The sequence below is a fragment of the Rhodovulum euryhalinum genome (assembly GCF_004342445.1).
Taxonomy (GTDB): Bacteria; Pseudomonadota; Alphaproteobacteria; order Rhodobacterales; family Rhodobacteraceae; genus Rhodovulum; species Rhodovulum euryhalinum.
Genome location: NZ_SLWW01000015.1, coordinates 1 through 19,898, shown reverse-complemented (window position 1 = coordinate 19,898; position 19,898 = coordinate 1). Strand labels below are relative to the sequence as shown.

Below are 19,898 nucleotides of genomic sequence, written 5' to 3'. Positions count from 1 at the left end.
CGCACAACAGGCAGTCGCAAGCCGGGACCGAATCGCGCGCGCCCAATCGGTCCTGATGATGTGACCGCCCCCCAGTGCAACGGATTTGCTCGCTCGCATGGTCAACCCATGCCGGTCCGTCAGCGGGCGAACGGCATCCGTGTCATGCGCAGGCTGCCATCCGTCATCGGAAAGACCACACGGCGGTCGCCGACGGGCAGGACCGCGTGGCGCACCCGTCCTGGAACCCGCCCCTGGCCGCGCAGATCTCCGCTCGCGAGGTCGAGCAGCCGCAGCGTGTCGTCCATGTCGAGCGTATAGAGCAGGCCCGCCCGGCTGGTCAGTTCGGCCATCAGCGACGCCCAATCCCCGCCGCCGGGGCGATAGTCGGTCGTCTGGTGGCGCCACCGCACTGCCCCCGACAGGATGTCGATCGCGTAGATCCAGCCCGTGGGCGACCACAGGCAGGCCAGATCGCCGGCCAGGTGGTGCGAATTGATGAAGTTGCCGGCCACGAACTGCCACAGGATGCTTCCGTCGTCCGGCGCGATACCGAAAAGCTGCTCCTTGTAGCTGCCCGCGACGAGTATCCCGTCGGCGGCGTGGATCTGGCGCAGGTATTGCCACAACCCGCGCCGCTCCTGCGCCCAGACGCGGCGCCCCGTTGCCAGGTCGAGGCAGTAGAGCACGCCGTCGCCCGGCCCGGCGAAGACGCGCCCACCCGAAATGCAGGGCGCATAGCTGGCCAGCGTATCGGGAATGGCCGCGAAACGCCAACGTTCCGCGCCGCTCTGCAGGTCGCGGGCGACGATCTCGTGTCCGTCACCGAAAACCACCGTGTCCGGGTCCACGGCCGGCACCCCGGTCTGGATCCGCGCGACGTGCCGCCATAGTTCGCGCCCGTCCTCGCGGCCAAGGCAGGCGATCCCGGCGCGGCCGCCGACGACTACCCGGTCGCCTTGCAGCCGGGGCCGGAACACGGCCGGCCCGGGCAGGCCGTGCGGACGCTCCCAGAGCGGTGTGCCGGTGCCGGGCGAGACGCAGCCCGCCGTCCTAGTGCCGCAGAAGTAAAGCCGGCCGCTGTCCAGCGCCGGGGGGCCGAGCGCCGCGTTGCCGGTGCGCCAGTCCCGCACCGTCTCGAGGGGCTGCGCCGCGGCAGCCCCCCGACCGGACAGCAGCAGCGCGGGCGCCGCCGCCAGCAGGCTTCGCCGCGGCAGCCTCACTCGCAAGGCGCCCCCTGCCGCACCCACTCGAACAGGATCAACGTGTTGGGGTGGTCGCGATCCTCCACGGGGCTGATGCCCGGCGGCATGCGGTTCTCGGTCAGGTGCTGCAACAGCGGGCTGGCCTCGGGCGCGCCGGGGATCACGATCTTCGTCGCGTTCTCGACCCCCTTGGCGACCGAATCCGCCCCCAGCATGATGCCCCTGAACGAGGTCAGGTCCATCTCGTGGAAGCTGGGAGGTTCATGGTTCGACATGTGGCAGTCGGTGCAGGCCGGCGCGTCGGACCCGAAGGCCCCCTCGGTGGCGAACAGCGGCAGAACATTGTCATTGAAATACTGGTCGTCCACCGCACCGTCGCGGATCCATGCCTCCACCAGTTCGATGTTGGGCGACCGTGTGGGCACCTGGAAATTGGTGCCGAACGGCATCCGGTTGTTGCGCAGCCGGCGGCCCAGGATGCCCTTCGCGGGATTGTTGCCCGGGGTGATGATCGGCCGCGCCGGGGCCTCGGTCGACCCGGTGCGGATGCCGTCGCATGACGACAGGTCGAGCCCGCGATAGCTCTTTGCCGGGTCCGCGCTGGAATGGCAGACCACGCAGGCCGGCCCGGGGCCGAACGCGTTCGGCGTGTGCATCAGCATGTTCACGTAGCTGTAGGGGATCGATAGTCCCCGCCCGATGATGAGGTCCTCGACCACCGAGGTGTCGGCATCAAATGTCCCGGTCCCGTCCGACAGGTCAATGGCCAGCTTCTGCGCCAGCGTGAGCATCTGTTCCTCGTGCTCTTCGTGGTCGTCATCGTCGTCGCCCGGGTCAGCATGCGCCACCTGCGCCAGCGCGGCGCCGGCACAGAACAAGAGCCCGATCATCGTCCGGTGAAAATCCTTCAAGGTCGTCATCCGTTCCCTCCCTGACCAAAACACGATTGCGTGCGGGCGACGCCGTCGGTCCCCTCAAGAGCCACGCCTCCCTCCGGAAAGCTCACGCAATTGACGGATCGTTGGTCAAGATGTCCGAAACGACTTCAACCCTGGGCTGAGATGGGCGCAAGGCATTGAAAAAAATGGCTTCATGTTGGTTCGGATCTATTCCGTCTCCAGAAACACGGAGGCCCAAGATGCGCCTTTTTGTGCATGACCGCCATGCGTTAATGGCATGCCTTGGCAAGCAGGACGGCCCGCCGGGCGCCGTCCATCATGTTGCCAAAAAAGGATAATTCTTCGGTGAGGCCGGTCGGGGGCGGCCAGGCGGCCGCTGCGCCGTGCCGCGAGCGTCGGACAGGCCCGCAGCAATGTAAACAAAAGTGCAATCGGCGCCATCAATCCCAGATTTGCGCGCGGTGCTCGCCGTCCCTGCACGGGATCGCGGTGCCGTCTGCCGCCGAGCCGACGCCCAGGTCGATGAACTCGTCCATGAACAGCGCGAGAAACTCCGCCCGGGTCTTGACCCCGGACTTGTGCAGAATCGCGCTCATCTGCGCTTTTACGGTGCCTTCGCGGGTGCCGCGCAAGGTCGCGATTTCCGAGATCCGCAGCCCGCGAAACGCAAGCAGGGCGACGTCGCGCTCGGCCTGCGACAGCGCCCATTGGTCGAACTTGGCGCAGACCAGATCGTCGAACGAGGCGCGCAGGGCCGACAGGGTCTAGTCCTTGTTCTCGCCCAGGGTGCGAAGGGCGCGTTCGTATTCGGCGCCAGTTCGCAAGCTTGCGAGCAGGAAGCCGACGGCCAGGCTTTCGACTCCCAGGTGCAGCGCATCCACGAGACCAGGGAGGGATTTCCGCGAGGCCAGTTCGAAGAGGTCGTACAGCACGTCGCCGGCAAAGAAGGTAGCACAGCCGACCTGCATGGCGCGCATCCCCGGCCTTGGCTTCAAGCTCTGCATTCCCCGTGCCTCGTCAGACAGCCGGCGCCGGTCCACGCCTCGTTTCCCGTCGGCACCCTAGGGCCCGGCGCAGCCGCCCGCACCACGCGCATCGTCGCATGACGGGGCGCAGGCAGGAGAGGACAAGGAGATATTCTATATGTCGCAGTCGACTCCAGCCATCATTCCGCGGCTCGGAAAGGGAAAAAGAAGACCGTCGAAAGACCACCTGCCTGTGGTACCTTTTTCGGAAGTTCGGCACTCTCTCGTCATTGACCAGCCCCTCCCCTTGCGCCGAAAGTCCGATCCCGAGGCCCGCCATGAAAGCCCTGGAAACCGATCCCGACCTCCTTCGAGCCGAGGCAGCGCGTCTCTCGCACTGGGACGGATGGGCGCGCTTCGTCGAGACCTATTTCGACTGGACGAAGGCGCCCGAACGGACGGTGGACCAGATCGAGCAGGATCTGCAGCGTCCGCCCGTGGCGGGGCACGGCCATATCTGGGAGCCCTTCGCCGGAAACTACGACGTCCCACCAGCGCTGGAGATCTTGTTCGGACAGCTCAGCGAAGAGATCTTCGCGCGGCTGGAACCAGAGGCCCATCGGGAGAACCTCGCCCATCCTGAGCGCTTCGGCCGGAAATGCGCGGCTTGCCGGGTCTTCACGCGGACCGAGGCCCGGAACTGCGCGTTCTGCGGCGCGCCCCTGCTTCGGATGCCCCTCTCCGACGACTAGGTAGGGTATCCGGCCCCGGCGGCTTCAGTCGACATGGGTGAAGAACTCCTCTCCCGCCCAGCCACACCAGCCCTCGCCGCAGATCCGGACCCACGTATCGCCGTTCTCGTCGGTTGCGGTCACACCCGGTTCGAACCGCTGTCCGGCCTCCACCTTGCCCATGTATCCAGAGCGCACCGAGGGCTCCAGGAAGACGTTCACCTCCGGATAGGCGGCCTCGACATAGCGCGCGCGGTTGGGCGCGATCGGGGCCTGACGACGCAGATGGTGAGCCACGGCCCAGCCGCATTGTGCACCGGCACAGAGATCGGCCCAGAGCAGCCCCTCGCTACGGTCGAGCCCGCGCACCCGCAGATCGGTCGCTCCGGGCAAGAGCCGGATCACTTCAAGGGCTCCGGCAGAGGGCGCCTCAAGCAAGAGCAGCGCCTGGTCCTCCGGGATCTCGACCCGGTAGAAGAACTGGTCGAAACCGGTCATCTCGGCCTCGGCCGACTCGGACAGACGGTCTTCGATCCATGCCTCGTCTGGGGCCTCGGCGCTGTCCTCCGCACTCCCGGCGCCGCCACCGACCGGCGCGCGCGGCGCCGAAAGGCCCTGGGCAAGCGCGCGCATCGCCGCCTCGACCGCAACTGCGTCCGCAGCATCCTCGACCGAGACCATCCAGCGGCCGGAGACGAAATAGGCCGCGACCTGCATTTCGGTCCTGACCTTTCCGACAACGGTCTTCTTCGTCTGTTCGACGACGAAGATCCGCGAGTCCGAACCGAGACCCAGGGGGCGGTTTTCGACCAGCCTGTAGGTCGTGCCCTGATCCGAGTGCTGAGCGATACCCTCCATGTAGCGGGCAAAGCTCGCCGCACCTGCACTGGCCTTGTCGGCATCCCGGACCATCGTCGTCCGCACGAAAAGCGTCGTCCGCCGGCCACCGGTGAATTGCGGATGGGAAAAGGCCGCCTTGGTCCCGAACTCCATGTAGGCCGAATTCATTCCGTCGTATGTCCGCTTGCCGCTATCCCAGGTGCCCTGCCAGCCTGCCGCGCGCAACACGTCACCCGCGGCCAGCGACATCGCCTCGCTGGTCTCCACGAAAGTGGCCAGATCCTCGTCCGACCAGGAGGAATGGGCAGTGAGGTCAACCCCACCGATGCTGTAGGTCGGTCCCGCGCCCAAGGGCGGTGCAGCCGCAAACGTTGCCAGTGCGACAATCACCGCGAGACAAGCAGGCCGGACACCAGTCGGCGGCAAAAGAACCGGACGAGCGACATCTCGTCCCCGAACAGCAAACTGCATGACGCCCCCCTTTTGGAGCAGACCGCCGGGTCCGAGCCGGCGTTGTCCTCGGAACCGTCCACGGCGCTGCCCCTCCTACGCCCGCGCCCTTGCGCGATGCACCTGACTGCGCATAGCGTAGCAGGCGCGCGCCCTGCGACGGATACGGAAATGCCTGCCTGACCCATTTGTCGCGGCCGGTCTCGGACCTGGCCAGGAACACGGTCTCAGGCGGTTCGCACCGCCCGGCCCATCGAACCGCAAATTCGAAGCGAAGGCATTGCCATGACATACCACCACATACTGAACAGGGCGCTGGCGGTCTGCCTGTGCACCATCTCCGGGCTTGTCGCATCCGGGTCCGCGGGACAGGCCGGAGAACTCGCAAGCCGATGCGAGCGTCTTCACCCCGGCGTCGAGAACGAACCTTACCGGGTGCAATGCTATGCCGAGCACATGGACGATATCCGCTTCGCACGCGAGCAGATCGGCGCGTTTTTGCAGACGGCGACCGCGATCCGCGGGACTGCGCGACGGGGCACCGAGGCCACCTACGAGTGCGGCGTTTCGATGGGCCGGCAGGAGGTAGAGCCGAGCGTGCTGACCGACGGCACCTGCTCGGCGCCGTGGAACGACTGGGTCAGGTCGCGCAACCGTTATCTCGAACTTCATTGCGCGCTGCACTACGGGTCTCTGGACGACGAGGTTCGGCGCAACAGGGATGATGCGCTGGCCCATTGGACCGACTATGACGCCTGCTTCACCGCGCATATCCCCGAGCAATACCGGAGAGAGAGCTTCAAGGACCGGGAAAGCTTCGTCGCCGAACTGAATCGCCGGACCCGTGAATTCAACAACTCGGGCCAGCCGGGCGAGTTCCTGGATCTGCAGAAGGCCTGCGACGCGCTCTTGCGCAAGATCGCACGGGACAGTCCGGACCTGATCGGTGTGTTCGACCTGCGTTGCAACTGACTGACCCGCCACCATTCCACGGACAGTCCCCGCTGCCGCTCACCCTGGCTCTGCTGATGGCATGGATGCCACCCTCCCGGCGGCATCACACTATGCCGATGTGATTGCTGTGACCCCTGATGCTCCTTCCGACTTAGGCCAGAGTCCTTGGTTGAACCTCGTGCGGTTGCGTTAACGGAACATCGGGCGATCTGCGCAGGGGCCCGGTTGCGCGAAGCCGATCGCCCATTGCGAACCGCCGGTTCTGGCGGATGATCCGCGCGGTCCGGCACGACAGGCGGTGCGCCGCATCGAGCCGCCCCAGATCATCTCCATCCACGCCTTCAGGGGCATCCTCACATGCCGAACCCTAGCGACTCCGGGATCACCGGGGCCGTGCCGCCGGCGGGGCGTCAGTCGTCCTCGAAATAGCCACGCTCGGCGCCGCGATGGCAGGACACGCAATTCGCCATAGACTTGGCCTTCTCCATCATGCGCGGGGTCACCTCATCGCTGTGCTTGCGCTTGAACCAAGGCAATTCACTGATCCGGAGCGGCGTCGCGGTATCCGACAGGCCCCGGATGCGCGGCGCGGCGGCCCCGACCAGATAGGCCTCGATCTCGGCGCGGGTGGCCGCGTCGAGCTGGGCGTTCTCGCCGAAATGGTTCTCCAGGTCGCCAATGATCGCGCGTCAGGACCGCGCGGGCAGGAAGCCGGCGGGATAGGCCATATGGCAGGCGGAACATTCCTCCAGCGTGGCGGGATGGGTCACGGGGGGCATGTAGTCGTCGTCGGCCAGCGCCGGGCTGGCGGCGAGGACGAAGGCGAGGATCAATGAACGGATCATGGTTTCTTCCTTCCGGGTCAGAGGCTGGCAAGCCAGGCAACGATGTCGGCCTTTTCGGCGGCGGTGCAGTCGCGCCCCAGCACGCTGTCGCAGTTGCGTCCCAGCCATTTCTCGACCTCCTTGGTCTCGGTCAGGCGCACGGGGTTGACCGAAGGCGCAAGGGGCTCGATCACCTTGCCGGTGCGGGCCTGCCCCGGGCTGCGCGGATCCCTGGTGTGACAGGACGTGCAGGAGGGCGTCTCGGGCTTGCCGCCGGTGTGGTCGGCCATGAAGAACGCCGCGCCCGCCGCGGGGTCGGCTGCGCGGCCGGCCTCGGCCTCGTATGTGGCGATCAGTTGGGCGGGCGAGGTATCCTGCGCCAGCGCGGGCGCTGCGGACAGGACGAAAAGGGCGATCAGTCGTTTCATTCGGCGGTCTCCTTCGGGATTGAAATGGCAAACGGGCTGAAGCGGCCGGTCGCGGCATCGGCGTGACAGGCGGCGCAGTTCGCACGGCTGAAGATCGGCGCGCGGTCGAACAGCGCGTCGGGCAGGTCGCCGTGCAGGCGTTTCCAGGCGGGGGCTTCGGTCAGCGTGGCCGGGGCCTCGGGATCGGTGCGGGCGAAAATGCGCGCGGGCGCGGTGTCCACGGTCTCGGCGGAATGGGCGGTCAGCCAGGCCTCGATCTCGGCGGCGTCGCCCGCGTCGACCCAGGCGTTCTCGCCGAAATGGTCGTCGAGCCCGGCCATCAACTGCTTCCACGATCTGGCGGGCAGGAGGCTGGGGTGGTAGGCCATGTGACAGGCGCCACATTCCGCGGCGACCAGCGGATCGATTTCGGCGACCGGCAGGTTCGGCGCGGGCCGCGCCGAGAGTGCGGCGACGGCAAGGGCGATGGTTGCGGCGAGACCGGCGAGCACGACGAGCGCGCGGCGGCCCTTTGGCGTCGCCTCGGCGGGCGAGGCGTCGCCGGGACGCACCTGCTTCAGCCCGGTCAGCATGGCGCGGGTGAGGTTTTCGCTTTCGCGGCGGCTTTCGACGACGACGCCGCCCACATGCAGCGCGATCATCGCGAGCACGACAAGGGCGACGGCCTCATGCGCCGCGCGCGCGGCGCGGCCGGCCTCGGTGCCAAGATCGGCGGCGAGCGGGCCGAGGCGCAGCCAGCCGCCGAGGATCGCAAGGCCGCTGAAGGCGAGCGCCAGGATGGCGGCGAACATCGCCAGCACCATCAGCGCGCCCAGCGGGTTGTGGCCGCGATGGCGGCCGTCCGTGCCGCGAAGATGGGCGACCAGCGCAGCGGGGCGCGGCAGGAAATCGGCAAAGCGCGCATGCGCGGTGCCGTAGAGGCCCCAGATGATCCGCGCGATCACGAGCGCGGCGGCCCCCAACCCGCAGGCGAGGTGCACCGCGGCCCAGCGTGCATCGGCGAGAAAGCCGGTGAGGGCCGCCCCGCCGATGCAGAGGACAAGCGCCCAGTGGAACAGGCGAACCCAGACATCCCAGACGGGAACGAGGGGGAACGGGGAGAGACTCGTTCGGGGTGACATGGGCGCTGACCTTCCACCGGGCAACCGTCGCGCGGTCTTCGCACGGGCTGGCTGACGCGGGCCTGACCGCGCCTGTCAGCGAAGTGTCAGGAAGGATCGGCTCCGGGCAGGGTGAGCAGCGCCGCGAGCCCGGGATCGGCGGCGCTGAGGTCAAGCGTGCCGTCCAGCGCCTCGACGATGTCCCGCGCGATGGCGAGACCGAGGCCCGAGCCGCGCGTGTCGGCCCGCGCGCCGCGCGCCATCAGTGCCTCGATCCGGTCAGGGGCGATTCCGGGACCGTCGTCGCGAATGACGATCTCGATCTGTTGGCCGCTGGGGCGTCCGGCGATCTCCACGCAGGACCGGGCGTGGCGCGCGGCGTTCTCGATCAGAGCGCCCAACGCCTCGGAGAGATCGGCGGAATCGGCGGCGGCGATCAGCCCCTCGGGCAGATCCACGCGCCAGTCAAGCCGCGCCCCGTCCTCGGTTCGGCGGATCACGCGCAGCAGCCCGGCGACGGCGTCGGCGAGATCGGCGCGGGCCTGGCGCCCCCGCATGGCGACGCGCGTGCGCGCAAGTTCGCGGTCGACATGGGCACGCATGGCGCAGGCGATCTCCTCGACCGCATCGGCCGCGGCGCCGCGCCCCCCGGCCCTGAGCCGCCCCGCCTCGCCCATCAGCGCCTGAAGCGGCGTCTTGAGCCCGTGCGCGAGGTCACCGGCACGGGTGCGGGCACGCTCGACCTCCTGTTCCCGCGCCGCAAGAAGGTCGTCCACCTCGGCCGCCAGCGGCTGCACTTCGGCCGGGAAATCGGCGCCCAGCCGCCGCTCCCGCCCCGAGCGGATGTCGGCAACGCGGGCCCGGATCGCCCCAAGCGGGCGCAGGCCCACGGCGATCTGCGCCCAGCCCGCGGCGATCAGCGCCGCGGCCAGCACTGCCGAATAGGGCGCGAGGTCGCGCAGGAAATCGGCGCGCGCCACCGCCAGGGCGGTCCGGTCCATCGCCACGGCCGCACGCATCACGCCACCGCCCAGCCGCGCGGGCAGGGTCACGCTGCGCTCGATGGCCAGAAGCGGCTGGTCCACAGGCCCAACGAGGGTATGCACATGCTCGGCCCCGTCGCCCAGCGTGTCCGCGGGAAGCGGGATCTCGTAGTCCCAGAGCGAGCGCGAGCGCAGTACCTGCCCCTCGGCTGCGATCTGCCAGTAAAGCCCCCCATAGACCCGACGAAAGCGCGGATCGGCGGGATCGGTGGCCAGTTCCAGCGCGCCATCGGTCCCGCGCTCCACCCCCGCCAGAACCTGGTCGAGCTGCACCGACAGCTCGGCCAGCGCCCGGCGCTCGACATGCGCGCCGAAGAGGGCGGCAAGGCCCAGCGACGACACGACGATCGCCAGCGTCACCGCGACCGCCCCGGCCAGCGCCAGCCGCAGCCGCAGCGACAGCCGCGTCATGGCGCGTCTTCCACGCCGTCGAGGAAATAGCCAAAGCCCCGCCGTGTGCCGATCACGCCCGGCCCCAGCTTGCGCCGCAGCCGCGCGACCAGCGCCTCCAGAGCATTGGCCTCGCGCGAATCGTCGTCGCCGTAGAGATGTTCCAGCAGTTCCGTCGGTGGCACGACGCGGTCGCGGTGCAGCATCAGGTAGGCGAGCAGGCGGTATTCCAGCGCGGTGGCCGGCACCGGCACGCCGCGCAAGGAAACCGTCATCCGGTTGGTGTCGAGCGCGAGGTCGCCCGCCTCCTGCACCGCGCTGCCGCGCCCGGCCGACCGGCGCACCAGCGCGCGGGCACGCGCCACCAGTTCTTCCATGCGGAAGGGCTTGGGCAGGTAGTCGTCGGCGCCCGCGTCGATCCCCTCGACCCGTTCGGTCCAGGTGCCGCGCGCGGTCAGCACCAGTACCGGCATCTCGCGTCCATTCGCCCGCCAACGTTTCAGAACACTCAGCCCGTCGAGCCCCGGCAGCCCGAGATCCAGCACCACCAGCCCATAATCCTCGGTGTCGCCAAGGAACCATGCCTCTTCGCCGTCTCCGCAGGTCTCGACCCGGAAACCGGCGGCGCCGAGCGCGGCGGACAGGTCGGCCGCGATCCGGGGGTCGTCCTCGACGGTCAGCACGCGCATCAGTCGTCCTCGAACGCATGCTCCAGCACATCGCCGGAGGCGGCATCGACCAGCACCTCGACGATCCGGCCGGCGGGCGTGATCAGTTCCATCTCGTAGACCAGCCGGCCGTCCTCGCGCTCCAGCTCGACCTCCAGGAGGCGGGCGTCGAAGCGGTCCTCCACCCCGGGCAGGATCACGTGCAGGGGCCGGATCTCGCCGCGTTCCAGCGCCGCGCGCGCACGGTCGTGGTCGCGGTCGCGCTCCGCCCCGGCGGGGGCAGCGAGCAAGAGCGCGGAAGCGAAGAGGAGAACGGAATGTTTCATGGCGACATCTCTACACTGCCCCGGCTGACAGGACGCTGACAAGCGCGCTCAGGCCCGTGTCAGGTGCGCCGGGATAGAACGTCGTTACAGCCGTCGGCCTGCGTGCCGGCACACCCGAACCGGAAAGGAAAATCCCAATGAAACGCACGCTTCTGTTCACCGCCGTACTGGCCACGGCCGCCGGACTGTCCGCCCTCGGTGCGGCGCAGGCCGCGCCCGACACGCCGCAGGCCATGACGCAATCGGCCCAGTGGATGCCGCTGGCCGAGCTGATCGAGAAGCTGGAGAACCAAGGGTACACCGTGCTCGAAGCCGAGCGCGAGGATGGCCGCTACTGGGAGGTCAAGATGCGCGACGCGAACGGGATGGTGGTCGAGGCCTATCTCGACCCGGCCACCGGCGCCCCCGCCGAACGGTCCGGCCGGGGCGCTGACTGATGGCGAACCAAACCATGCAAGAGACCGCTCTGATCCGGGTCTGGGACCCGGTGGTGCGCATCGGACACTGGGTGCTGGTGGCGGCGTTCGCCACCGCCTATCTGACCGAGGGCGAGCCGGAATGGCTGCACACCTGGGCCGGCTATGCCATCGCGGCCACCGTTCTGCTCCGTGTCTTCTGGGGGCTGATCGGCCCGGAGCGCGCCCGGTTCTCGGATTTCGTGACCGGGCCGGGCAAGGTCGTCGCCTATCTCAAGGGGCTGGTCTCGGGCAAGGCCGAGCGGCATCTCGGCCACAGCCCGGCCGGCGGCGCGATGACCGTGGCGCTGCTGGCCATGCTGGGCGTCACGGCGTTTTCCGGCATGGCGACGCTGGCCGCCGAGGAGGGCAAAGGCCCGCTTGCCAGGGTGATCGCGCAGGGCGAAAGCGCGGAGCATGGCGCACCTGATGACCACGAGGCGCATGGAGAGGAGGAGCACGAAGGGGGCGAGACCGTCTGGGAAGAGGTCCACGAATCCGCCGCCACCCTGTCGCTCGTGCTGATCCTGCTGCATCTCGGCGGTGTGGCCTGGGCCAGCATGGTCCATCGCGAGAACCTGGCCCATGCAATGATCTCCGGCGACAAGAGACCCTGATCGGCGGGCGAGACGACGGGCCGCGGGCGCCCCGCCTGCGGCCCTCCTGTCGGCCGGTCAATCGGGACGTCCGGACACCGGCTCCGGGATCCCCGCCTCCCTCGTCTCGGGAATCCCGATCCAGGCTTCGAGGCCGCCGCCCCCGCGGTTCTGAAGATCCAGCACCCAGCCGTTTGCCCGCGCCAGTTCCTTGGCGATGGCAAGCCCGAGTCCCGCGCCTCCGGTCGCGGGGCTGCGGGAATCGTCGAGCCGCTGGAAGGGCTCCGTCATCACCTGCAGGCGGTCGACGGGGATGCCGGGACCACGGTCGAGCACGCCCAGCCGGACCGTGCCGCCCTCGCGCCGGGCAACGAGGGCGATGCCCGGACCGGGCGCATAGCGGAGCGCATTCTGCAAGAGGTTCCCCAGCGCGCGGCGCAGCGCGAGCGGCGGCGCGGCCACCGTGCCGGAAACGGGCGTGATCTCGACCGGATGGTCGGGCCCGGCGTGATCCGCAGCGACCCCTTCGAACAGCGCCGCGATCTCCAGCCGCTGCGGCGGTTCGCGGCCAAGCCCGCGGGCAAGGTCCAGCACGTCCCCGATCAGCACGTTCATCCGCTCGACATCGCGGTCGAGCCGGTCCAGATGCGCCGCCTCGGCCGAGCCGCGCATCAGCGCCAGCGACAGCCGCATCCGGGCAAGCGGCGAGCGCAGGTCGTGCGACACCCCGGCCAGCAGGGTCGTGCGCGCGGCCAGCAGATCGCGGATCTGCCATACCATGCCGTTGAAATGCCGGCTGAGCGAGGCCAGTTCGCGCGGTCCGTCCTCGGGCAGGAGTGGCGCGTCGCCTCCCGACCCGAAGGTCGCCATCGCCCGTTCCAGTCGCAGGATCGGCTGCGTGAGGCGCCGCGCGATCCAGGCCGACAGCCCCAGTGCGAGCACGAGCCCGGCCACGACGCCGAGGGCGATCACCGTCTCGGGCTCGCTGTTGTAGCGGCTTTGCGGGAAGCCGAACGCAAGCTCTTGCGCACCGGCGGGCAGGTTTGCCCAATACCAGGCCTCGCCGTCACGCTCCTCGCGATGGAGATGGACCCGGTCGCCGCTGCGCCGGGCAAGGGCTGCCTCGAGAAACAGGATGCAGGGCGGATGGAACTCCGCGACCGGGTCGTAGTCGATGGCAGGCGCCAGAACCAGGCCGTGGCTCTCCCGCAGTTCCCGCTCCAGCGCGGGCCGCGTTTCGGGTGGCAGCTCGGACCATGTCTGGGCCGCCAGCACCATCAGCCCCGCGAAATCGTCCGCCGCCCGCAGCAGCATCGGCATCGCGACAAGCGCCACGAAGAGCCCCGCGAGCAGCAGTTCGAACAGGGCGAACGCCCCGGTCATCCACAGCGTATGCCGCCGAACGAGGCTGGGCGCGCTCATGACCGGTCGCCCGCCGGATTGAAGAGATAGCCAGACCCGCGCACCGTGCGGATATAGTGCGGGGCACCCGCGTCGGCCTCGATCTTGCGCCTGAGCCGCGTCACCCGGTTGTCGATGCTGCGGTCGAACGGGTCGCGGTCGTGGCCCTGGATCAGGTCGATCAGGGTGTCGCGCGTGAGCACCCGGTTCGGGTGCCGCACGAACGCCTCGAGCAGGTCGTATTCCGCAGTCGTCAGCGCAAGCTCGTCCGGGCCGCGCCAGAGCAGCCGCGCCGCCACGTCCAGCCGGAAGGGGCCGAACCGGAATTCCGTGCCGCCGGCCGTCTGGGGGCCGGTCTGGCGGCGCAGGAGCGCCCGCAGCCGCGCCAGAAGCTCGCGCGGGTTGAACGGCTTGGCCATGTAGTCATCGGCCCCGACCTCCAGCCCGATGATCCGGTCCATGTCCTCGCCGCGGGCCGACAGCATCAGCACCGGCACGTCGCGCTCGGCCCGGATCTGGCGCAGGATCGACAACCCGTCCTCGCCCGGCAGCATCAGGTCGAGCACCAGCGCGTCAGGCCACCGGGCCGCCACCGCGGCGCGCATGCCTGCCGCGTCGCCTGCCGAGCGTGCCCGGAACCCGTTCGTTTCAAGATAGGTCTGCAGGAGATCGCACAACTCCTGGTCGTCATCAACGATCAGAACCGAGGGCAACTGGGGCTCGGCCATGGGATGCCTCCGGCAGGTCCCGCCACGCCGCTTGCGACATACTGCGACAGAGTGCGACACTCTCCGACGCGGCCGGGATACGGTCGATACACCCGCAGCTTAGACCGGAACCGTCGAAAGGATAAACACCATGAAGGCCGCAGGCAGGTTCGGGCTGTCGCTTCTGGTTCTGGCGGTTCTCGCAGGGCCGACGGCGGCGCAACCGACTGGCGGAACGGCGGACGGGCGGAAGGAGACACGACCGCGGCCCCCCGTTTCGGACGATGCAAGGGTCCCCGGGGACAAGCCGTGCCTGATACTTCTGTGTCAGCGTCCCGGTCGTGTCGAGCTGCGCCAGTTCCTCGCCGTTGACGACCTTCACGCGCGCAACCTGGTCCGCCTCGTCAACACGCAGGATCACGTAGCGGCGCGACGGGGACAGCTCCTCATTCCAGACTTGAAGGTTGTTTGCCTTCTGGGCATAGGTATCGAACATCTGGCCCACAAAGCGCGGCTGTGTCTTCTTGAAACTCGGGGGCACAGGGTAGCCCAGTGCGCGGCAGACGTGCTCCTTGACGACCTTCGACCGCGTCCTAAGTGCGTACCCGGCTAGACTGATGCCGCGCAGCCGCTCATCAAGCAGGGATTCAAGCTCGGGCGTGGGAACCCACAGGTCTGGGTCGCCAACTTTAATTGGGTCATAGATCGTGAGCCCACTTGCCGCGATAGCCTGTTTGTAGTCCCTGCCCATTGCCCAACCACGCTGAAATCAATTTCAGCGCCTGAGTAGCAGCAATGGCGGATATGTGCCAGATTTGAATGGCTTGAGGGAAGGGAGTTGGCGACCCCGCCAGGACTTGAACCCGGAACCTAGCGCTTAGAAGGCGCTTGCTCTATCCAGTTGAGCTACGGGGCCGTGACGCCGTGATAACGGTTCGGAAAACGGTTCGCAACGCGCACCGGAAAATCTACCCGCCTGTTTCCTCTCATCTTTTCGGCCCCAGAGCCTCCGCTTAAAAGTCGGCTGCTCTATCCAGCTGAGCTATGGGTCCTTGTGCGTGGGACGACCTTTAAACGTCCTCCTCGACGCCTTCAAGGTAATCGCGCGCCGTGGCCTTCTACCGGTTTCGTGGACAGCGGGTTATGGCATCATCAAGGGCGGCGAAATGGCGCTGGCGACTTATGATCCCGCCGCCTATTGCGCCTATGGCGCGGAATTGCGCAAGGAATTCCAGACCTAAGAGGGCGGCGAGGCCATGGACGTACTCTAGCCGGCGGAGTGAACTCCGCCGGTCCCGGGCGGCGCGGTGGGCCCGGTTCCCTCAGGCCCGCCGCGCCGTGTCCGACCGACTTGGCGTGCAAGGCGAAGCCCCGCGCCTGTTGACCCAGATCATTGCCCTTCCCCTGCTCGTCGTCACAGCGTGAATTCGGTCCATGTCGGCGTTTCGATCGTGGTCCGGGCCAATATCGTTAGCGCGGTGAGAGAGTGACATGTCGGGAAGCGGTCTTCGCCGGATCAGTGCGGCCGTTCATCTGGGCCTTGCAACGATATGCGCCGCGACAATCGCTCCGATAGCGCCGTTGGCGGTCTGCACCCTGGTCGGTTTGCCCGCGCATGCCGACCCCCTTGATCCCTATTCTCTGGGCGAAGCGACGGTTTCGCTTCCGTTGGGCTGGGCGGTGACGGGCGCGGCGCGCGATCACGGGGTTGATCTGGCCGGGCCGGGGGGCGAGGTTCTGATGGCGTTCTGGTGGTTCCCCGACGAGCCGCTGGCGCCCGAACCCGACACGCTTCTGTTCGAGATGCGCAGCTTTCCCGCCGGGCCTGCGCTGGTGCAGACGCAGCGGATCGGGCGTCTTGCCAGCGCCAGCGTGGTCTTCGAGCATGCCAATGCCGAGGGCGAGCGGCTGATCCTGCGGCTGGAAGGCGAGGGGATGGACCCAGCCGCCCTGCTGGCGCAGCTGCTGGATCTGGCCGGGCAGGTGCACTTTGCCGGGCAGGCGGCCGCAGCGGTATCGGCTCCGGGATCGGGGCCGGGACTGGCGGCGAACCATACCGACCCGGCCAGCGGGCTTGCGCTGCATGTGCCCGAAGGCTGGAGCCGCTACGGCGCCGATCTGCCGGGGCTGCGGCTGATCGCGCTGATGCCACAGGGGGCGGATGCGCTGGTGCAGGTGGCGGTGGCCCGCCCGCAGGGTGGGCGCGATGCGGCGCAGGTGCTGGCCGAGTACGAGACGCTGCTGTATCGCGAGGCGGTGATCCCGCGCCAGATCGAGGCCGAGCGCGATGTGACGCTGGCGGGCCTGCCCGGGCGCAGCACGACGGTCCTGGCGCGGCTCTATTCCATCGGCGGTCTGAGCCTGCCCTATGAGCGCGGGCTGGCCACGCTGTCGCGGGCGGGCGACGCGGACCGCGCGGTGCTGGTGCTGCAGGTCCATCACCCCGAGGCCGGGGCGTATCTGGTGGCATTGCTGGAGGGCGTGCGCCAGAGCGTCGCCCTCGCCCCCGAGCGCCATCATGCCGACAGCCCGGACGTCCCGACGCCGATGGCACAGCTCCGGCCGCCGCAGGCCCCACCCCCCATGGCCGCGGTCCCGGCGGACCCGCCGCCCGCGCAGACGCCCACGCAGACCGGCCCCGCCCCGCGAACACCGTCCGCCACGCCGGGCTGGGAGGCGGTGCTCGCGCAGGTCGGGGCGCTGCTGGGCAAGGCGGACTGCGCCCCGGCGGACCCGGCCGGGCTTGCGGCCAGCGGGGCGCTTGCGGAACTCGGCCTTGCCCCGCAGCATGGCGCGCGCTGCGGGCCGCTTGCGCTTTATGCCGTGACCCTGCCGGTCGATCCGCGCGGCGGCGCCGCGGGCTTGCTCGGCCTCGCCGCGCAACGCGCCCAGGCCGCCCAGGGCGCCCCCCTCGCCCTGGTCGATCCCGCCCGCCGCGCCGTGATGGCCATCGAGCCGGGACCAAACGGGCTCTCGGTCAGGGTGCTGGAACTGGGCGCGGATACCACGTCCGGCGAAGCCGCCATCGACCCCGCCAGGGCATTCGGCCGCGCCGAAGCATTCCGCCAGATCGCCGCACGATCGCCGATCGAGGCGCTCGGCCATCGGGTCTCTGACGGGGCGGCGCTTCAGATCGCGCAGATCGCCCTGATCTTCGACCCCGAGGGCCGGGCAGAGCGCCTTGCCCCGGTGCTGGGGGGCGCCATCACCTCGCTGTACGGCTTGGGCAGCGCCGCGCCGGTTGCCGCCTTTTACCATCCCTTCGCCGATATCGCCCTGCTGACGGTATGGGATGCCGCCTTCGAGCGCATCGAGGCCGTGGAGATGGTACCGGGCGCCCCTCTGCGCGGCCTCGCCCCCCCGCTGGACGCTGCGCCGGGCTGGCAGGTGCTGGGCCTGTCGGCGCCGGTCGCGCTCGGGCTGAATGCCGCGCGCACCCATGCCGCGCTGGGGGCCGATTGCGCCGCGGGTGCAGGGTCCGAAAGCTGCCCCTGGGGCGGGCATGACGAAGAGGGATTTGGCGTGCTGGCCACACTTGCGATGGTGCTTTGGACCCGGTCACAGGTCCAGGCCATGACCGTCGTCGAGGCCGGGACGAGCGAGGCCGCCGCCGCGCGGGACGCCTGGAACGCGCTTTACGGCGAGTTCGGGCTGGCGCAGGGCAGGGCGCAGGGGCTGTCGGATACCGACCGGCGCGCTTTCGAGGGCCTGCCCGCCGATCTGTGGCACGGATTCCGGCCCGCCGCCTTCGGTGGGGCCGAGGGGCGGGCGATGCTGATCCTGCATGCGAAAGACCGCCCCGATCTGTTCATCGCCGTCGAAGCGGCCGCCTCGGGTGACGCGCCGCTAACCTCTGCCAGCCTGCTGACCTTTTCGGGTTTTCAGAGCAATCTCGACCTGATCGAGGAGCGCGTGAAATGAACCGCCTTGCCGCCGTCGCGCTGATTGCCCTGGCTCTGTCGCCCCTGCCCGCAGTGGCGCAGAACGCGGGCGATACGGCGGTGCTGTCGCATGGCACGGAGATCGCCATCGGCCCGACCGAAAACGCCCTGATCCGCGGCGGCGATATCGTCACCCGCGCGGATGTCGGAAAGGTCGTCGAATTCACGGGCGGGCATTTCTCGGACAGCGCCGCACGGATCGAGGCCAAACTGGCCGACATGCAGCGTCAGGCCTATGACAAGGGCATCCCCTGGAAGGACAGGAGGAACATCAAGCTGGACCTGAAATCGTCCGAACTGGGCGACCGCGCGGCACAGAACGCCAAGCGCGCCGACTGGATCGGCAAGGCCGGAAATCTGCTGAAGGCGATGGATGTCACGTCCACCGTCGCGAAGACTGCCGGGTATCTGTGGGAAGGCGACACGACCGGGGCGAAGACGGTCATCGTCGATGATGTCATCAAGAAGACCCTGGAATTCGGAGGCGGCGCGGTTGGAACACTTGGCGGGCCCGTCGGTGGCATTGTCGGCACCACGCTTGCCACGGAATTCCACGATCGCAACATCAAGCCGGGACTCGAACGCGTCGAGGCCGACGAACGCCAGCGGGAATATGACGAACGCTACCGCAGCACGCCCTGGATGCAGAAGATCGAGGTTCTGGGCACCGATGGCAGGATGCGCGTGCTTGCCGAAGACCAGTATGTCGACAGGACGACCGGCCTTGTCCAGGTCCGTAGCCCAGCCGAGCAAGCAGCCCATGTGGCAGAGTTGCGCAAGGTCTGGCAGGACCGCAAGGCATTGGAAAGCCTCGACGAGCGGCTGCGCCTGGGCGAGATCGACCACGCGCATTACGAGCGCATGATCCGCGACTACGCCGCGCGCGAACCCTATCGGCAATGGAATCCGGACGAGGCGGAGGCACGTCTGGAGGCCGCGGACCGCATGCGCGAAGAGGCCGAACGGATGGCCGTGGAACAGGACCAGGAAACCGGGTTCCGCGCCCAGCGGGTCACCGCGTCCTTCCTGGTCGAGGAATCCTATGGCTCGACGCAGGCGAATTTCGAGTTCTGGAATGTCGGCGCACGCGAACCCGGGCGCGAGGGGGTCACCGTGAGCTTCGTGCTGATAACGGCAGTGACCGGAGAGGTCGAACGTCACACGGCCACGGGAACCTTCACCGGGGGTCCGGACGGGGTGATGTATCTCGACGTGCCCGACGAGGGACTGGTGACTTGCTACCTGTCGATGGGGCGCACACTGACCTGCGAAGGGGTCACCGCGACCGTTGCCAACCCCTCGGCCTTCGACGGCTGGCCCGGATAGCCGGGAACAGGATCTGCCCGCGCGGGGCGGTCTGCCGGCCTTCGGCTGCTTGCGCTTTTTCAAGGAGCGGGTTTGCGCCAGTGTTCGCCACCTGACGGAAGACTCCCGTCGGTGAGTGGTTGTGTCACTATGGAGGCATGAGACGTTACGACATCTGCCTGTATCTCGGCCCCGCTGATCGCGAGCAACTCATGGCGCTCTGCGGCAATCGAAACACGCCGCGCAAGGGTGTCTGGCGTGCGGAGATCGTGCTGGCGACGGCCGACGGTTGCGGCACCAGCGAGATCATGCGGCGCGCCAGGACGTCGAAGCCAACGGTCTGGCGCTGGCAGGAGCGTTATCTCGACGAAGGCATCGAGGGGCCGCAGCGCGACAAGACCCGGCCCCCGCGGGTGCCGACGTTGCCGAGGGAGACGCGGCTGAAGGTGATCGCCATGACGGTTAAGGAGACGCCGCCCGATGCCACGCACTGGAGCCGGTCGACCATGGACGAGGCGGTGGGCATCTCGCCATCGAGCGTGGGGCGCATCTGGGCCGAGGCAGGACTGAAACCGCATCTGACGAAGGGCTTCAAGGGGCATTGTTGCAGAACTCTCGCCGTGAAGGATTCACATCACGAATCCATGCGGTTAGACGGGTGGCATGAGCAAGCCCAAGCCCGCCCGTTACC

At 68.5% G+C, this 19,898-nt stretch carries 22 protein-coding genes and 1 tRNA gene; 8 read left to right on the top strand and 15 right to left on the bottom strand.

The genetic code is table 11. The features are described from left to right. Nucleotides 1-119 precede the first annotated feature (119 nt). The 4 genes from EV655_RS15760 to EV655_RS15750 all read right to left on the bottom strand — a co-directional run bounded on the left by EV655_RS15760 (nucleotide 120) and on the right by EV655_RS15750 (nucleotide 3,087). Nucleotides 120-1,202, bottom strand: a complete 1,083-nt coding sequence (locus EV655_RS15760; protein ID WP_165905374.1) for an outer membrane protein assembly factor BamB family protein — start codon at nucleotides 1,200-1,202, stop codon at nucleotides 120-122. Beyond that, nucleotides 1,199-2,104, bottom strand: coding sequence for a hypothetical protein (locus tag EV655_RS15755; protein ID WP_207901995.1), 906 nt, complete (start codon nucleotides 2,102-2,104; stop codon nucleotides 1,199-1,201). The genes EV655_RS15760 and EV655_RS15755 overlap by 4 nt, the downstream gene beginning before the upstream one ends. Nucleotides 2,105-2,523: 419 nt before the next feature. Next, complete coding sequence (locus EV655_RS18745; RefSeq protein ID WP_165905373.1) at nucleotides 2,524-2,679, bottom strand: hypothetical protein; 156 nt, start codon at nucleotides 2,677-2,679, stop codon at nucleotides 2,524-2,526. Between the two features lie 168 nt (nucleotides 2,680-2,847). Further along, nucleotides 2,848-3,087: a hypothetical protein gene (locus EV655_RS15750; RefSeq protein WP_132546325.1), complete on the bottom strand. Its 240-nt coding sequence runs from the start codon at nucleotides 3,085-3,087 to the stop codon at nucleotides 2,848-2,850. 299 nt (nucleotides 3,088-3,386) lie between these two features. Between EV655_RS15750 and EV655_RS15745 the strand changes: the two genes are divergently transcribed. Then, nucleotides 3,387-3,800, top strand: coding sequence for a hypothetical protein (locus EV655_RS15745; RefSeq protein WP_132546324.1), 414 nt, complete (start codon nucleotides 3,387-3,389; stop codon nucleotides 3,798-3,800). A gap of 24 nt (nucleotides 3,801-3,824) precedes the next feature. Here the strand turns inward: EV655_RS15745 and EV655_RS15740 are convergent, their stop codons facing one another. Beyond that, complete coding sequence (locus EV655_RS15740) at nucleotides 3,825-4,970, bottom strand: hypothetical protein (RefSeq protein ID WP_132546323.1); 1,146 nt, start codon at nucleotides 4,968-4,970, stop codon at nucleotides 3,825-3,827. A 384-nt stretch (nucleotides 4,971-5,354) separates the two neighbouring features. On the opposite strand from EV655_RS15740, the gene EV655_RS15735 reads away from it, so the two are divergent. Further along, entirely contained in the window at nucleotides 5,355-6,041 is a 687-nt protein-coding gene (locus EV655_RS15735; protein WP_132546322.1) for a hypothetical protein, read from the top strand. A 392-nt stretch (nucleotides 6,042-6,433) separates the two neighbouring features. Here the strand turns inward: EV655_RS15735 and EV655_RS18905 are convergent, their stop codons facing one another. The 7 genes from EV655_RS18905 to EV655_RS15700 all read right to left on the bottom strand — a co-directional run bounded on the left by EV655_RS18905 (nucleotide 6,434) and on the right by EV655_RS15700 (nucleotide 10,766). Next, nucleotides 6,434-6,703, bottom strand: a complete 270-nt coding sequence (locus EV655_RS18905; RefSeq protein ID WP_341540305.1) for a hypothetical protein — start codon at nucleotides 6,701-6,703, stop codon at nucleotides 6,434-6,436. A 9-nt stretch (nucleotides 6,704-6,712) separates the two neighbouring features. Next, the gene (locus EV655_RS18900) at nucleotides 6,713-6,868 is read right to left on the bottom strand and encodes a diheme cytochrome c (protein ID WP_243645104.1); all 156 of its coding nucleotides are present in this window, start codon (nucleotides 6,866-6,868) and stop codon (nucleotides 6,713-6,715) included. 17 nt (nucleotides 6,869-6,885) lie between these two features. Further along, the gene (locus tag EV655_RS15720) at nucleotides 6,886-7,275 is read right to left on the bottom strand and encodes a DUF1924 domain-containing protein (protein WP_132546320.1); all 390 of its coding nucleotides are present in this window, start codon (nucleotides 7,273-7,275) and stop codon (nucleotides 6,886-6,888) included. After that, nucleotides 7,272-8,396 (bottom strand): cytochrome b/b6 domain-containing protein, encoded by a 1,125-nt coding sequence (locus EV655_RS15715; protein WP_132546319.1) that lies wholly within the window; start codon nucleotides 8,394-8,396, stop codon nucleotides 7,272-7,274. The genes EV655_RS15720 and EV655_RS15715 overlap by 4 nt, the downstream gene beginning before the upstream one ends. Nucleotides 8,397-8,482: 86 nt before the next feature. Continuing rightward, the gene (locus EV655_RS15710) at nucleotides 8,483-9,829 is read right to left on the bottom strand and encodes a sensor histidine kinase (protein WP_132546318.1); all 1,347 of its coding nucleotides are present in this window, start codon (nucleotides 9,827-9,829) and stop codon (nucleotides 8,483-8,485) included. Further along, on the bottom strand, nucleotides 9,826-10,497 hold the full coding sequence (locus EV655_RS15705; protein WP_132546317.1) for a response regulator transcription factor: 672 nt from the start codon (nucleotides 10,495-10,497) through the stop codon (nucleotides 9,826-9,828). Before EV655_RS15705 ends, EV655_RS15710 begins: the two co-directional genes overlap by 4 nt. Next, the gene (locus tag EV655_RS15700) at nucleotides 10,497-10,766 is read right to left on the bottom strand and encodes a PepSY domain-containing protein (RefSeq protein WP_165905372.1); all 270 of its coding nucleotides are present in this window, start codon (nucleotides 10,764-10,766) and stop codon (nucleotides 10,497-10,499) included. The genes EV655_RS15705 and EV655_RS15700 overlap by 1 nt, the downstream gene beginning before the upstream one ends. Before the next feature lie 173 nt (nucleotides 10,767-10,939). Here EV655_RS15700 and EV655_RS15695 point away from each other — a divergent pair, with 173 nt between their 5' ends. After that, on the top strand, nucleotides 10,940-11,239 hold the full coding sequence (locus EV655_RS15695) for a PepSY domain-containing protein (RefSeq protein WP_132546315.1): 300 nt from the start codon (nucleotides 10,940-10,942) through the stop codon (nucleotides 11,237-11,239). Between the two features lie 14 nt (nucleotides 11,240-11,253). After that, nucleotides 11,254-11,874, top strand: a complete 621-nt coding sequence (locus tag EV655_RS15690; protein WP_243645103.1) for a cytochrome b/b6 domain-containing protein — start codon at nucleotides 11,254-11,256, stop codon at nucleotides 11,872-11,874. A gap of 57 nt (nucleotides 11,875-11,931) precedes the next feature. Here EV655_RS15690 and EV655_RS15685 read toward each other — a convergent pair whose 3' ends face one another. The 3 genes from EV655_RS15685 to EV655_RS15675 all read right to left on the bottom strand — a co-directional run bounded on the left by EV655_RS15685 (nucleotide 11,932) and on the right by EV655_RS15675 (nucleotide 14,877). Then, nucleotides 11,932-13,275, bottom strand: a complete 1,344-nt coding sequence (locus tag EV655_RS15685; RefSeq protein WP_132546313.1) for an ATP-binding protein — start codon at nucleotides 13,273-13,275, stop codon at nucleotides 11,932-11,934. Then, the gene (locus EV655_RS15680; RefSeq protein WP_132546312.1) at nucleotides 13,272-13,982 is read right to left on the bottom strand and encodes a response regulator; all 711 of its coding nucleotides are present in this window, start codon (nucleotides 13,980-13,982) and stop codon (nucleotides 13,272-13,274) included. Before EV655_RS15680 ends, EV655_RS15685 begins: the two co-directional genes overlap by 4 nt. 818 nt (nucleotides 13,983-14,800) lie before the next feature. Continuing rightward, nucleotides 14,801-14,877, bottom strand: a tRNA-Arg gene (locus tag EV655_RS15675). Between the two features lie 142 nt (nucleotides 14,878-15,019). On the opposite strand from EV655_RS15675, the gene EV655_RS15670 reads away from it, so the two are divergent. From EV655_RS15670 to EV655_RS15655, 4 genes are all read left to right on the top strand, one after another. Further along, a complete protein-coding gene (locus tag EV655_RS15670; protein WP_132546311.1) occupies nucleotides 15,020-15,202 on the top strand; it encodes a hypothetical protein in 183 nt (60 codons plus the stop codon). Nucleotides 15,203-15,542: 340 nt separating this feature from the next. Further along, nucleotides 15,543-17,882, top strand: coding sequence for a hypothetical protein (locus EV655_RS15665; protein ID WP_132546310.1), 2,340 nt, complete (start codon nucleotides 15,543-15,545; stop codon nucleotides 17,880-17,882). Continuing rightward, complete coding sequence (locus EV655_RS15660; protein WP_132546309.1) at nucleotides 17,879-19,228, top strand: hypothetical protein; 1,350 nt, start codon at nucleotides 17,879-17,881, stop codon at nucleotides 19,226-19,228. Before EV655_RS15665 ends, EV655_RS15660 begins: the two co-directional genes overlap by 4 nt. A gap of 137 nt (nucleotides 19,229-19,365) precedes the next feature. Further along, nucleotides 19,366-19,898: helix-turn-helix domain-containing protein (locus tag EV655_RS15655; RefSeq protein ID WP_243645102.1), on the top strand; the 533-nt coding region annotated here is incomplete at its 3' end.